Genomic DNA, 14,148 nt, shown 5'->3' on the forward strand with positions numbered 1-14,148 from the left:
GCGGGGGTTCCTGGGCCCTCGGGCCTACATCCTAGAGGAACCGAGCCGCAAGCCCGGCCCGCTCTCGGGTGGGGCCCTCTCGCCTGGTCACTGTCGGCACGCGCCACCAAGTGAACGATCGGGGACGTCCCGGATGTTCCCCGCCCCACAGACCTGCCCGCCCCTACCGCCCTCGGCCCGGGCGTCGCGGGAGGCGCCTCGGGATATTTGCGCGTGGAGGCGGGAAAGGGCGCGGCAGTGGGTAGTTCACCCGTAGGGGCGACCGCGCCGCGGGGCACCCGGCGCACCGCCGGAGGACTCCGCCGCCGCCCCGGAAGGTCACGACGGTGACCGGCCGTCGCGACAGCGCAACGTGGACGTGTTCCCGGGAGGGATCACCATGCGAACGAGCCTGAACCGCGAGGAAGCCACGAGGCAACCGCCCCGGAGTGGTGGACCGCGCACGCCGTTGGAGGCCATCGAACACGTGGTGGAGCGGCTGCACCGCACGCCCGACCATCCGATGGAGCAGGGCGATCCCGGGCAGGCCTGGGAGCGTCACCTGCCGGACGACGAGGAGAAGTACGGCCGGATCCGCGGATTCCAGCGCCAGGGCGGCAACCTGGCCCCGACCAACACCCACCGGGGGCGCCTGCCCTCCTGGGTCGCGGTGGCGCTGGCCCTCGGCGGGTTCGTCTCGGGCGGCGTGGCGATCGTCATGGGCGGCCAGGTCGTCCTCCTGGTCATCGCCGCCGTGCTGATCGTCGCGGCCGCGGTGGTCGCCATGGCCTTCGACATCCTGGGCGACGTGGTGCTCGACCCGCCGCGGGTGGAACCGGAGGAGCGGCACGACACCCCGCTGCACCGGATCAAGAAGCAGGAGTCCTAGGGCTTCCCGGGACTTCCCGGAATCGCCTCTTGCCTCGGGGCTTCCGGGAGTCGCCACAGGAGCTCGCGGAACGCGGCCGCGCCCGCCGGAACCAACCGGCGGGCGCGGCCCTCGTGCGTGGTGCTCGGGGGCGGTCCCCCGCACCGGCCTCAGTCCACGAGTCGAAGGACTCCGTAGTTGAAGCCCTTGCGGCGGTAGACCACGCTCGGGGCGTCCTTCACTTCGTCGTGGAAGAGGTAGAAGTCGTGTCCGACGAGTTCCATCTCCATCAGCGCCTGGTCGATGCTCATCGGCTTGGCCCGGTGGAACTTCTCCCGCACGATGACGGGGACGTCCCCCTGGGTGTCCAGCTCGACGAACTCGTCGGAGAAGCGGCCGTCCACCGCGGCGCCGTCGATCTCGTCCTCCTGGGATCGCTGCGCGGGAGGCGTCCGAGGTGCGGCGGAGGGACTCGTCGAGGGCAGTTCTCCGGGGAGGCTCGCGGTGGCGGCCGCGACGGAGACGGGTGTCCGGTTGCCGCGGTGCACCTTGCGCCGGTCCGCGGACTTGCGAAGTCGGGCCTCGATCTTGTCGATCGCCAGGTCGAGGGCGCCGTGCCGGTCTGAGGACGCCGCCTCGCTCCGGATGACGGGCCCGTTGGAGTGGATGGTCAGCTCAACCCGCTCGCGAACGTCGGCGAGCTTGGGGTTGCGCTCCGAGGACACCTCCACATCGATGGTCATGCCCTTCTTCTCCCACTTGGAGAGCCTCTCGAGCTTGTTCTCGACGTGCTGTCGGAACTTCTCGTTCACACCGGTGCGTCGACCCTTGACGATGATGTCCATAGGACCCCCTTCATCGCGTGACCGCCGGGAAGGCGACGGCCAGGCTGGTTCTGCATACCTCCCGCCATGGGGGACGGAAGGAGTTTCGCGCTCTAGCCCCCTTCCGCGGGCGGTCCGGTCAGGCCCGGCCCTCGACTCGCTTGGATGTGCGTATACCCATCAGAGGCAGGCTCCTCACGCGCACCACCAGTGCGATTCGTGGGGCCCTCCCCCAGGGGAAGCAGGACGTGTGCCGCCGGCAGGACGACGTGACACTCGGTGACGGGTCGTCGCCGGCCGAAGGGCTCGGCGGCGGGAGGGGCGATGAGGCGCGACGCGGGCGCGTAGGCGCGGGGCACTGGTGGGAATCCGGGGCTCCGACGCGCACCGGGCGCCGCCCCGTGGGACCCGCCGATGACGGCGGGTCCCCCAGCGATGGCATGCCACCCGTCCGGCCGACCTGGTCTTCGTCCCCACATCCGCCTGCTGAGAGTGTCGCCGCTCTTGTACGCGACTACTGCTCTTCTCCCTGTCATGAGGGACATCGGGACCCTCCGCGGGGCAGGGCTTACCTCTAAGGCGCACCGTGATCGGTCGACGAAAAGTCGCCTTACGTGGGCCGTTTCGCCTGCGCCTGGCATCGGCTTGCCGAAGTCGCTCCCCGGTATCCCCAGGGGCGATGAAACTCCGACGCAACCACGGACCCGGACGGGTGCCATACCTGGACCGTAACCTGTCCTGGCGCGTCTGTCAGGTAGCGATCACCCCCTCAACCCCCCGACAACCCCCGCAAACCCCCACGAGCACTGACTTTTCACCTGTTCACGAGGGTTCGTAAAACCTTGGTGACCGCTCTGCGCCCTGCGCGGACAGGTGGGGCGGCAGGCGCTCGGCGAGGACCACCGCGCCCATCACGCGGATGCCCTCGGCCCGCAGCGCACGGGTCGCCTCCGCCACCGTGGCGCCGGTGGTGAGGACGTCGTCCACCACCACCGCCCGGCTCCCGCTCCGCCCGGCCGCAGCCCCCGCCGCGGTGAGGACCCCGTGCCGGTTCGCCCTCCGGTCGGCCCGGCCGAGCCCCACCTGGCGACGGACCCGGTGGCGGTAGCGCAGGAGTTCGGCGACCCGGCCCGCGGAGTCCCCGCCCGCAGCCGCCGCGCAGGCGTAGGCCAGGCGGGCGACCGGCCCTCGGGGCGGACCGCGTCCGGGCACGGGCACGAGCAGGGTGTCGGGACCGGCCCACCCGGCGGCGGCGTAGGCGGCGGCCACCCGCGCTCCGAGGGGCGCGGCCAGGTCGTCCGTCCCCTGTTCCTTGAAGGCCAGCAGGACACGGCGGTCCAGCCCGGCGTAGGGCCCCGCCGTCCAGACCGGCGGGCACCCCGGCCGGGAGCGGCAGCGCACCGGCCGACGGTCGAGCCGGGCCAGGCAGGCGCCGCACAGCGGCCCGGAAGGGGCCCGGCACCCGGCGCAGGTGAGCGGGAGCAGGAGGTCGAGCACGGCGGCGAGCAGGCTGCGCAGAGCCCGCACCAGGGAGTTCGCGAAGGACATACGTCAAGGATCGGCGGCGTCGGGGCCGTCCGCCAGCCCCGATCCACGCCTGTGGACAACCTCCCGCCGGGCACCCGAAAGCGCCCCCCAATCGGCCGTCCCCGCGCGCGGGCCCGAAGACCACTGCCGCGCCGCACACCGGTCACCCAGCCCGCCCGAAGCCGCGCCCGCTCCCTGTCGGCGGGCGTGGCCCGGCTAGCCGGGGAAGGTGGGCGAGCCGCCCTCCACGATGTTCTCCCAGTTGAGGCGGTCCGTGGTGATCCAGATGTTGCCGTCGTCGGATCCGGCGACCAGCGGCTGCCCCGGGGCGCCGGAGATGTTCACCATGCCCGGTACCGGCGTTCCCGCGCTCGACGCCGGGGTCCCGCCGTCCAGCGAGACCAGGAACGCCTGGCTGGTACCGCCCTCGCGGTTGCCCAGCACGGCCAGCTGGTCGCTGGAGCGCCAGGTGATATCGGTGACCTCGTCCAGCTCGCGGCCGAGCGTGAGGAACGAACCGACCGACACCCGGCCGTCGCTGTCCGAGACCACCCGGCCCACCTGGAGCGAGGTCTCACCGTCGACCTCCGTCACCACGGCGGCACGGGTGCCGTCGCGCGAGATCTGGAAGTCCAGCAGCGACCGGTCCCGCAGGTCCGAGATGTCCACGCCCACCACCTCGTCGCCGCCGCGCAGCAGCCACAGGTCGGTCGACCCCGGCTCCGGCGCGGGGCCGGAGTCGGCCGGCTCGTCCTCGGCGGGCTCGTCCTCGGCGGCGGACTCCTCCTCCGGGTCCTCCTCGGGCTCACTCGTCTGCTCGGTCACCCACAGGTCGCCGTTGACGTCCCAGGACACCGACGTGAAGGCCCCGTCCGAGAGGACCTCCGTCACCTCGGCTCCAGGGCTGGCCAGGGACGTGACGACATCGTCGCCGCCCACGGGGATGCCCGCGATCGTGGTCTCGTCCACCGAGACGGCGAACCGCTCCAACTGCACGTCGCCCGCGCCCAGCGGGCCCGGCACGCGCTCGGCGTCGCCGATCGTGTCGGCCCCCCAGTCGGCCGCCGACCACAGCTGGCCCTCGTGCGTGAAGTACGCGCGGATCCCGGCGGAGATCGCGCTGGGACTCACGCCCGACCAGAAGTCGCTGGCCGGACGCGGCCGGTCGTTGCTGTCGCTGTCGGCGTTGGGGAAGGGCACCTCGTCGCCGTTGACGACCAGCGTGAACGCCTCGATCTCCGGCAGTTGGCGCAGCGTCCAGGCGATCTGCGCGCCCATCTCGAACTCGTCGACCTGGCCGACTCCGTCAATCCTGACGATCGCCGTCTCGTCGTCGATCTCCACGTCGGCCGCGACCCCCTCGGGGAAGGCCGAGTCGACCGCCGGCGCCAGCCAGTCCGTGGGGCCCTCGACGAGCTTGTCAAGCAGCCGCTCGGCCAGCGCGTCGTTGCTCACGGGCAGGTACACCGGGTCCGGGACCAGGGCGGTGCCCTCCGGGTTGAAGTAGTAGAGGCTGAACGGCCGGTGGGTGCGCTCCACGTCGAGCTTGCTGAGGACCAGTTCATCCGGCATGTCCTGGATGCGCCACTCGCCCTCGGGGTCGCCCTCCTCGCGGGCGAGTTCGAAGGGCACTTCGAGCAGGTGGCCGGGGTCGCTCTGGATGTACTTACCGGTGTCGTCGATGGTGGCCGCCAGTGTGCTGCGCATGTGCACCGTGGCGGTGAGGCCGTCGGCGCTGACCTCCGTGTCGAGGCCGACCGCGTCGAGATCGGCGAAGACCCGCACCGAGCCGTCGGGGGACCACTCGTCTCTCAGCCCCGGGAACATGTAGCTCCGGGCGGCCTTGTGGTCCTCCTCGAAACTGCCCATGTCCTTGAGGAAGCCGTTGACCAGGCCCTCCGGCCCGACGCCTTCCTGCGGTCCGGCCGGCAGCAGGCGCACATACCCGCCGTAGGGGTCACTGGGGGTGTCGCCGCCGTCGCCCGGAACGACCGGCCCGGTCATCGGCACGGTCGCGCAGGCCGCCATCGCGACACAGGCCACAGAGGCGGCGGCGAGGGCGCGCAGGGCGCGGGCCGCCCGGGACGTGCCGACCCCGCGGAACGCGCGGGCGGTGCGGGCGGTGCGGGCCAGAGGTGCGCTCACGCGTCCTCCTCCTGTCGCTCGGCGGTTCCGTTCCCGTTCCTCGCCGCCGGTCCCCCGTTGACGGCCTGCTCGCCCCTGTCGGGCCGCTCGGACTTGTCGGTCTTGTCAGTCTTGTCGCCGAAGGCGTAGTTGCGCCCCAGGGCGATCTCGGGAGGGACCAGCGGCAGCGGGGACCCCCGCAGCTCGGCCCCGGCCCTGCGCGGCAGCGACAGCCGGAACTGCGATCCCTGGCCGGGCTGCCCCCACGCCTGGAGCCAGCCGCCGTGCAGCTGCGCGTCCTCCTTGGCGATGGACAGACCCAGGCCCGTGCCGCCGGTGGTGCGCACGCGCGCGGGGTCGGCCCGCCAGAAGCGGTCGAAGCACAGGTGCTCCTCCCCCTCCTTCAGCCCCACACCGTAGTCGCGCACGGCCACCGCGACCGAGTCCCGGTCGCCCGCGGCCGCCACCACGACGTCGCGGCCCTCGCTGTGCTCGATGGCGTTGACGACCAGGTTGCGCAGGATCCGGTTGATCCGGCGCGCGTCGAACTCGGCCACGCACGGCTCCGTGGGGAGCCGGAGGACGACCTTGATGCCCCGGCGCTCGGCGATCTGCTCGGCGTCGCCCACCGCCTTCATGACGGAGTCGCGCACGTCCACCGAGTCGATGCCCAGGGTCGCCGCTCCCGCGTCGTGGCGGCTGATCTCCAGCAGGTCGGTGAGCAGTTCCTCGAACCGTTCCACCTGGCTCTGCAGCAGCTCCACGGGACGGCGCTGGGTCGGGTCGAGGTCGTCGCGGTCGTCGTAGAGGACGTCGCTGGCCATCTTGATGGTGGTCAGCGGGGTCCGCAGCTCGTGGGAGACGTCGGAGACGAACTGGCGCTGGAGCTTGGACAGCTCCTCCAGCTCCTGGATCTTCTCCTGGAGGTTGCCCGCCATGTCGTTGAACGAGACCGCCAGCCGGGCGAGGTCGTCCTCGCCCTGCACGGTCATGCGCTCGGTGAGGTCGCCCTTGGCGAGCCGCTCGGCGGAGCGCGCGGCCGAGCGGACCGGGCTCACCACCTGCCGGGTGATGACGAACGCGATCAGGCCCAGCAGGATGACCAGCAGCACCCCGACGAGTCCGACCGTGCGCTGCACGAGGTCGAGGATCTCCTGCTCGTGCTGGAGCGGGAAGATGTAGTAGAGCTCGTAGGCGTGCGTGAGCTCGGCGCCCACCACCAGCGCGGGCTCGGCCGAGCCGTCCGCCTCGATCCGGGTGTAGGTGTGGTACTGCTGCTCCGGCTCCTCGGACTGGCGGATCTGATCGATGAGGCGTTCGGGGATGCTCTCCTCGACGCTCTCGGCGTCGACGGTCGCCCAGCCCCGCTCGTCGCTCCCCCACGGCAGGATGACCACGCCGTACAGGCCCGTCTCACCGCTGCGGCTGGTCAGCTCGCTCGCGATGTTGTTCAGGAGCCGGTCGCGGTCCCCGGTCTCGTTCTCCTGTAGCTCGGCCAGGGCGTAGTTGAGCCCGGCCCGGTGGTCGTTGACCGCCGAGTCGATCTTGGCGTCGAGCAGCCCGCCCCGCACCTGGGAGACGAGCACGTAGCCCAGACCGGCGATGACCAGTATGGACAGCACCAGGGTGGTGGAGATGACCCTCAGGTGCAGTGACCGGCGCCAGTTGGTCTGGACGCCGCGGACCAGGGCCCGGGCGGCGCGCTGCGCGAAGAGGTAGGCCCTGGTCAGACCGGAACCGGAGTCGTCGCGGTCCTTTCCGGAGCCGAGCGTGCCTGAGGGCGGGTCGGTCCGCTCCCCTTCGGAGTCGGCCCCCCGGTGCTCCTCGGGTGCGGCTGCTGTCATCGACCTGAACCGTGGGTCAGGCGGTCCCGGCCTTGTAGCCGACACCGCGGACTGTCACGACGACCTCGGGGTGTTCCGGGTCCTTCTCGATCTTGGCGCGCAACCGCTGCACGTGGACGTTGACCAGGCGGGTGTCGGCGGCGTGCCGGTAGCCCCAGACCTGCTCCAGCAGGACCTCGCGGGTGAAGACCTGGCGCGGCTTGCGGGCCAGTGCGACGAGGAGGTCGAACTCCAGCGGGGTGAGGCTGATCTGCTCGCCGTCGCGGCGCACGGCGTGCCCCGCGACGTCGATGGTGATGTCGCCGATCTGCAGGACCTCGGGAGCGGGCTCCTCGGTCCGGCGCAGGCGCACGCGGACGCGCGCCACGAGCTCCTTGGGCTTGAACGGCTTGACGATGTAGTCGTCGGCGCCGGACTCCAGGCCGAGGACGACATCGATGGTGTCGGTCTTGGCGGTCAGCATGACGACGGGCACGCCGGACTCGGCGCGGATCTGTCGGCACACGTCGATACCGTCGGCACCGGGCAGCATCAGGTCCAGGAGTACCAGATCGGGCTTGGTCTCGCGGAAGGCTTCCAGGGCCTTGTCGCCGTCATGCACGAACGAGGGCTCGAACCCCTCGCCCCGCAGAACGATGCCCAGCATCTCGGCGAGGGCGAGGTCATCGTCGACAACCAGTACACGTCCCTTCATCGGCGTATCCGGCACGCAGCGCGACCGCTTCGTGGGCGGGTCCCGCGGTGCCTACTCCTCTCTCCTGGAACTGTCGAGCGTCTTGGTCATCCGGATCCTGCTCCCCGAGGCAGGGAAACCGAACGCGTTCCCCCAACCTTGCCACCTTTGGGCACCGTTGGGAGAGTGGTCGAAGGTGTTCGGCCCCCGTGGAGGCCGATGTCGGCCAACCGCGACGTCGGCGCTGGCCGCACGCGGTTCCGACACGTTCATGGATTCAGCCTGTTGGTAACAGAAAGCATACAAAAGGAATGAAGTGCGTCGGTTGTACCGGTGTGAGCCGCGAACCCGCCAATAACCGAGGGAACCGGCCGGTAGGTTGGATTCCAGCACGCCGAGAATCGCGCGAAGACGCTCGCGCAGCGTAACCGAACCTCACGGAGGGCGGGGCCACATGACCCAGGAGGACGGCCGTCGGGACGAGCCCGGGGCGGCCACCGAGCGCTCGGACGGGGAACGGACGGACGCACCTGGGGCCGCGGACTCCGAGGCCGGCCCCGCGCCGGAACCGTCCTCCCCCGGGGAGGGGGGCACCGGGACGCCCCGTTTCGAGGCGCCCGAGGGCGCGGGACACGGCTTCGCCGCTCCGGGCGCGGGTATGTCCGAGAGCTCGCAGCACGGCTCCGCCACTCCCGGTGCGGGGACTCCGGAGGGCGCTGGGCACGGCTTCGCCGCCCCCGGCGGGCACCCCGCCGAGGGTTCTCAGCAAGGCTTCGCGGCATCTGGCGGATACCCGTCCCAGGGTTCACAGCACGGCTTCGCCGCTCCCGGCTCGGGCACGCCCGAGGGTTCGCAGCACGGCTTCGCGCCCCCCGGCGGAGGCGCGCCGGGATCCGAGCACCACGGCTTCGCCCCGCCCGGCGGCGGACAGCACGCCGCGGCCGGACCCGCGCCCCAGGGCCAGTGGGGCGTCCCCGGGCACGCGGCCCCCGGCGGCTACGGTCCTCCCGGCCAGGGCCTGCCCCCGGGCGCCGGCCACGGCGGCGTGCCGGGCCGGCCTCCCCAGGCGCCCAGGCCCGGCGTCGTCCCGCTGCGGCCGATGACCGTCGGCGACCTGCTCAACGGCGCCTTCAGCCTCATCCGGCACAACCCGAAGACCTTCGTCGGGGTCTCCATCATCGTCATGGCGATCGCCAGCATCGTCAGCTCGATCGGCTTCGGCGGATACATGTCCGACTACGGCCGTGTCGTCGACCAGCTCATGGCCGATCCGAGCGCGGTCGACACCGACGACCCCTTCCCCTTCTCGACGTGGTCGATCGTCGCCCTCTACGGGGGCTCCCTGATCAGCTACGCCGGCACGATCGTGCTCACCGGTCTTCTGACCTGCGCGATCGGCCTCGCCGTCCTGGGCCGCAAGCTCAGCCCGTCGCAGGCGTGGGCCGCCGCCAAGCCCCGTCTGGGCGCGGTCGCCGGACTGGCGCTGCTCCAGCTGGCGATCTTCTTCGGACTGTCGGTCATCGTGATCGGCCTCATCGCGCTCGGCTTCGTCCTCGGCTTCGCGCTCCTGTCCTCGGGGGCGGACGCGGCCGGAGCGGTGGTCATGGTCGTGACCGTGCTGATCGGCCTGCTCGGCGGACTCGTCCTGGCCGCCTGGATCTCCGTGCGCATCTACTTCGCCATGCCGATCGTCGTCCTGGAGCGGCTGAGCCCGACCAGCGCGCTGGCGCGGTCGTGGCGCCTGACGCGGGGCAGCTGGTGGCGCGTGCTCGGGATCCTCCTCCTGACCATGCTGCTGGTCGGCGTGGTCAGTCAGCTTCTGACCACACCGTTCACCCTGCTGTCGGTCGTGCCCGCCTTCGTCTTCCCCGGTGAGGCCTGGGTCCCCGTCGCGGCGGGCGCCGTCATCTACGTCGGCACCGTCCTGATCTCCTCGTTCACCACGCCCTTCACCGTCGGTGTGAGCACGCTGCTCTACATCGACCTGCGGATGCGCCGCGAGGGCCTGGACCTGAAGCTGCACACCGCCTCGCAGGCGGGCCACGAGGTGGGCGCGGAGATCTACCTCCCGGAGAGGCAGGCGTGACACCACACCTCGCAGCCGGCCTGGAGGTCACCCGCGACGAGGGCCGCAGGCGCGCGCTCGACGAGCTCTCCGACCCGGTGTACGGGTCCCAGGAGCCCACGCTCATCGAACGCCTCCGCGCCTGGTTCATGGAGCTGCTGGAGAGCCTGGCCGACCTGGGCGGCGGCGTGCTGTCGGGCCAGTGGTACCTGGTCGCCCTGCTGGTGCTCGTCGCGGTCCTGGTGGTCTGGCTGATCGTCTACCTGCGCCCCTCGCGCAGCCGCGCGCGCGGCGTCCCCGTGCACGAGGGCCGTCCGCTGTCGGCGGCCGACCACCGCTCCGCCGCGGACGCGCACGAGGCCGCGGGCGCGTACGCGGAGGCGGTCGCCGAACGCCTCCGCGCGATCAGCGTGGACCTGGAGGACCGGGCCGTCGTCACGCCCCGCGCGGGCCGCACCGCCACCGAGCTGGCCGCGGAGGCCGCGGTGGTCCTGCCGGACGAGGCGACGGCGCTGCGCGACGGCGCCGCGGTCTTCAACGACGTGGCCTACGGCGACCGCGAGGCCACGGCGGACTCCACGCGCGTGATGCGCGAACTGGACGAGCGGCTGCGGGCCGCCCGGCCCGCACCGGCCGAGGAGGCGCACCCGTGACCGCGACCGTCCCCCCGCCCGCCGCGCCCACCGTGCCCGCCCCTCCCACCGGAGGAGGGGGCCGCCCGCCGTCGGCGATCGCGCGCCTGTGGCGCTCCGTCCGCGTACCGTTCGTGCTGGTCACGGCGCTCGTCGTGGCGGCGGTCCTGTTGTCGCTGGGCAACGAGCAGTTCCCCGAGGGCTACCTGGAGCCGGGGAGCGTCTCCCCGGACGGAGCGCGCGCGCTGGTCCGGATCCTCGAAGAGGACCGCGACGTCGAGGTGGTGCGCTCCTCGGCCGACGCCGAGGAGGCACTGGCCGACGCCGGCGGGGACGTCGTCCTGGTCGTGTTCCTCGACCACCGGCTCCTGCCCGAGGAACTGGACTCCCTGGCGGCGCTGGAGGCCGACACGGTCCTGGTCCAGCCCACGCTGCGGTCCCTGGAGGCCTTCGCGCCGGGCGTCGACGTCACCGGGCGCGCCGATCCGGACGAGGTCCTGGCCCCGCTGTGCACGATGACCGAGGCCGTGGCCGCGGGCGACGCCGAGGTCGGCGGCGAGCTCTACGGCGCCCCCGAGGGCTCCGGTGCCGTGGGCTGCTACCCGGCGGGTTCGGGCGACGCGCTGATCCGCGTCGACGACGGCGCGTCCACGACCACGGTGCTGGGCACGGGGGCGCCGCTCACCAACACCGAGCTCGACGACGAGGGCAACGCCGCGCTGGCGCTGAACCTCATGGCGGCCGAGGACGTGGTGTGGCTGCGCCCCGACCCGCCGCGGCAGGAGGGTTCGGCGACACTGGTCGAGCTCCTCCCGCTCGGGCTGCGCTGGTCGCTGGTCCCGCTCGTGGCCGCGCTGGTCCTTCTCGCGCTGTGGCGGGGACGCCGGATGGGCCCGCTGGTCCCGGAGTCGCTGCCGGTCGCGGTGCAGGCCGCGGAGACCACGCGGGGCCGTGCCGCGCTGTACCGCTCGCGCAAGGCGCGGGACCGCGCCGCGCTGGCGATGCGCACGGGCTTCCTGGACCGAGCGGTCCCCAAGCTCGGCCTGGCCTCCGACGTCGGCGACGAGGCCGTCGTCTCGGCGCTGGCCGCCCGTACCGGCGACGACCCCGCGGTGCTGTCGGCGCTGCTCCACCCCGCCGATCCCGACCCGTTCACGGCCGACGACGGCGCGCTGGTGCGCCTGGCCGACGAGCTGGACGCCCGGACCCGGCGGCTGCGGTGACCCGGGCCCCGCACGCAATCCGTTCCATGAGAGAGGTAGACCCCACGTGAGCGCCTTCACACCCGAGGCACTGCCATCCGCCGAGGCGGCGCGGTCGGCGTTGACCGACCTGCGCCGCGAGGTGGCCAAGGCGGTCGTGGGTCAGGACGAGACGGTGACCGGCCTGGTCGTGGCGCTGCTGTGCCGCGGCCACGTGCTGCTGGAGGGCGTGCCCGGTGTCGCCAAGACACTGCTGGTGCGCACGGTCGCCGCGGCCCTGTCCCTCGACAACAAGCGGGTGCAGTTCACCCCGGACCTGATGCCGGGCGACGTGACGGGCTCGCTCGTCTACGACCAGAACACGGCGAAGTTCGAGTTCCTCAAGGGACCCGTCTTCACCAACCTGCTGCTGGCCGACGAGATCAACCGGACCCCGCCCAAGACGCAGGCGTCGCTGCTGGAGGCCATGGAGGAGCACCAGGTGACGGTGGAGGGGAGCCCGGTGGCGCTGCCCGAGCCGTTCATGGTCGCCGCCACGCAGAACCCGGTCGAGTACGAGGGCACGTACCCGCTGCCGGAGGCGCAGCTGGACCGGTTCCTGCTCAAGGTGACCATCCCGCTGCCCGGGCGCGCCGCCGAGGTGGACATGCTCGGCCGCCACGCCGAGGGGTTCGACCCGGGCGACCTGGCCAGTGCCGGTGTGCGCGCCGTGGCCGGGGCCGCCGAGCTGCAGGCGGCCCGCATGGCGGTCGAGCGGGTGCGGGTGGCCCCCGAGGTGCTCGGATACATCGTCGACCTGTGCCGGGCGACCCGGATGTCGCCGTCGCTGCAGCTGGGCGCCTCGCCCCGCGGTGCCACGGCGCTGCTGCGCACGAGCCGGGCGTGGGCGTGGCTGACCGGGCGTGACTACGTGACGCCGGACGACGTCAAGGCGCTGGCCAAGGGCACGCTGCGGCACCGGATCGCGCTGCGTCCCGAGGCCGAGCTGGAGGGCGCGACCAGCGACGGAATCCTGGACGGTGTGCTCGCCTCCGTCCCGGTGCCCCGCTGATGGTGGTCACCGGCCGCGCCGTGCTCCTGGCCCTCGTGGCGGTGGCGGCCGTGGCGATCTCGGGTGACCTGGGGGCGGTCGTCACGGCGGTGGCGCTGGGCCTGCTGGTGGCGCTGGTCGTGCTGGACGTACTCCTGGCCGCGAGCCCCCGGGCGCTGCGCCTGGCCCGGGAGGGCGACACCTCGCTGCGGCTGGGCGACTCCGCGACCGTGTCCGTGACGCTGGCCAACCCGTCCCGGCGGCGGCTGCGGGGGTCGGTGCGCGACGCCTGGCCTCCGAGCGCGCACGCCGTGCCGCGCTCGCGGGCCCTGGTCGTGGGCGCGGGCGAGCGGCGCCGGGTGACCACGGCGCTGACGCCCACGCGCCGGGGCGACGCCCGCGCCGCGGGGCTGACCGTGCGCAGTGTGGGCCCGCTGGGGCTGGCGGGGCGCCAGAGGACGCTCTCGGCCCCGTGGACGGTGCGGACTCTACCGCCGTTCCACAGTCGCCGGCACCTGCCGGGCAAGCTGTCGCGGCTGAGGGAGCTGGAGGGCCAGCACACGGCGATGGTGCGCGGGCAGGGCAGCGAGTTCGACTCCCTGCGCGACTACGTGCCCGGGGACGACGTCCGGTCCATCGACTGGCGCGCGACCGCCCGGGGCGACGGGGTCGTGGTGCGCACCTGGCGGCCCGAGCGCGACCGGCGCATCCTCATCGTGCTGGACACGGGGCGCACGTCGGCGGGACGCGTGGGCGACACCCCGCGCCTGGACCACGCCATGGACGCCGCTCTGCTGCTCGCCGCGCTGGCGGGCAAGGCGGGCGACCGGGTGGACTTCCTGGCCTACGACCGGCGCACCCGGGCGCAGGTGCGCTCGTCGGGCAAGGGCAGCCAGGTCGGCCGGATCGTGGAGGCGATGGCGCCGCTGGAGGCGGAGCTGGTCGAGTCCGATCCGGCGGGGCTGGTGGGCACGGTCCTGGGCACCCAGGGCCGGACCCGCAAGCTGGTGGTGCTGCTGACCGACCTCAACGCCGCGGCGCTGGAGGAGGGGCTGCTGCCCCGGTTGCCCGCGCTGACCTCCCGTCACCTGCTCATGGTCGCGGCGGTCCGCGACCCGGCGGTGGACGCGATGGCCGAGGAGCGGGGCAGCGCCGACGCGGTGTACCGGGCGGCGTCGGCCGAGCGCACGCTCGACGAGCGCCGCCGGGTGACCGCCGAGCTGCGGCGGCTGGGTGTGGAGGTCGTCGACGCCGACCCCGAGCACATCGCGCCCGCCCTGGCCGACGCCTACATCAACCTCAAGGCCCAGGGACGGCTGTAGGGACGGCTGTAGGGACGGACGGCCCGCCGGGATCACGGTCCCACCGGCGGGCCCGTCA

Annotated in this window: 11 protein-coding genes; 6 read left to right on the top strand and 5 right to left on the bottom strand. The window is 72.9% G+C overall.

All coding sequences use genetic code 11. The annotated features are described in order from the left end of the window. Nucleotides 1-379 precede the first annotated feature (379 nt). Nucleotides 380-868 carry a hypothetical protein gene (locus ADL05_RS04490; protein WP_053615621.1) on the top strand — a complete coding sequence of 163 codons (489 nt, stop codon included), beginning with the start codon at nt 380-382 and terminating at the stop codon, nt 866-868. Between the two features lie 149 nt (nt 869-1,017). Here ADL05_RS04490 and hpf read toward each other — a convergent pair whose 3' ends face one another. The 5 genes from hpf to mtrA all read right to left on the bottom strand — a co-directional run bounded on the left by hpf (nt 1,018) and on the right by mtrA (nt 7,860). Then, on the bottom strand, nt 1,018-1,692 hold the full coding sequence (gene hpf / locus ADL05_RS04495) for a ribosome hibernation-promoting factor, HPF/YfiA family (protein ID WP_053615567.1): 675 nt from the start codon (nt 1,690-1,692) through the stop codon (nt 1,018-1,020). An 801-nt stretch (nt 1,693-2,493) separates the two neighbouring features. Beyond that, nucleotides 2,494-3,219 carry a ComF family protein gene (locus ADL05_RS04500; RefSeq protein ID WP_053615568.1) on the bottom strand — a complete coding sequence of 242 codons (726 nt, stop codon included), beginning with the start codon at nt 3,217-3,219 and terminating at the stop codon, nt 2,494-2,496. A 195-nt stretch (nt 3,220-3,414) separates the two neighbouring features. After that, complete coding sequence (locus tag ADL05_RS04505) at nt 3,415-5,331, bottom strand: LpqB family beta-propeller domain-containing protein (RefSeq protein WP_053615622.1); 1,917 nt, start codon at nt 5,329-5,331, stop codon at nt 3,415-3,417. 8 nt (nt 5,332-5,339) lie between these two features. Next, nucleotides 5,340-7,166, bottom strand: coding sequence for an MtrAB system histidine kinase MtrB (gene mtrB, locus ADL05_RS04510; RefSeq protein WP_053615569.1), 1,827 nt, complete (start codon nt 7,164-7,166; stop codon nt 5,340-5,342). A 16-nt stretch (nt 7,167-7,182) separates the two neighbouring features. Continuing rightward, nucleotides 7,183-7,860 carry an MtrAB system response regulator MtrA gene (gene mtrA / locus ADL05_RS04515; protein ID WP_053615570.1) on the bottom strand — a complete coding sequence of 226 codons (678 nt, stop codon included), beginning with the start codon at nt 7,858-7,860 and terminating at the stop codon, nt 7,183-7,185. Nucleotides 7,861-8,293: 433 nt separating this feature from the next. Between mtrA and ADL05_RS31530 the strand changes: the two genes are divergently transcribed. Genes ADL05_RS31530 through ADL05_RS04540 form a run of 5 tightly spaced genes read left to right on the top strand, consistent with a single transcriptional unit; the run spans nt 8,294 to nt 14,090 of the window. After that, nucleotides 8,294-9,925 (top strand): glycerophosphoryl diester phosphodiesterase membrane domain-containing protein, encoded by a 1,632-nt coding sequence (locus ADL05_RS31530; protein WP_231640591.1) that lies wholly within the window; start codon nt 8,294-8,296, stop codon nt 9,923-9,925. Then, nucleotides 9,922-10,557 carry a DUF4129 domain-containing protein gene (locus ADL05_RS04525; protein WP_053615571.1) on the top strand — a complete coding sequence of 212 codons (636 nt, stop codon included), beginning with the start codon at nt 9,922-9,924 and terminating at the stop codon, nt 10,555-10,557. Before ADL05_RS31530 ends, ADL05_RS04525 begins: the two co-directional genes overlap by 4 nt. Beyond that, on the top strand, nt 10,554-11,759 hold the full coding sequence (locus ADL05_RS04530) for a DUF4350 domain-containing protein (protein ID WP_082376094.1): 1,206 nt from the start codon (nt 10,554-10,556) through the stop codon (nt 11,757-11,759). Before ADL05_RS04525 ends, ADL05_RS04530 begins: the two co-directional genes overlap by 4 nt. 46 nt (nt 11,760-11,805) lie before the next feature. Next, nucleotides 11,806-12,789, top strand: a complete 984-nt coding sequence (locus ADL05_RS04535; protein ID WP_053615572.1) for a MoxR family ATPase — start codon at nt 11,806-11,808, stop codon at nt 12,787-12,789. Then, complete coding sequence (locus ADL05_RS04540; RefSeq protein WP_053615573.1) at nt 12,789-14,090, top strand: DUF58 domain-containing protein; 1,302 nt, start codon at nt 12,789-12,791, stop codon at nt 14,088-14,090. Before ADL05_RS04535 ends, ADL05_RS04540 begins: the two co-directional genes overlap by 1 nt. Nucleotides 14,091-14,148 lie beyond the last annotated feature (58 nt).

The sequence above is a fragment of the Nocardiopsis sp. NRRL B-16309 genome (assembly GCF_001279585.1).
Classification (GTDB): domain Bacteria; phylum Actinomycetota; class Actinomycetes; order Streptosporangiales; family Streptosporangiaceae; genus Nocardiopsis.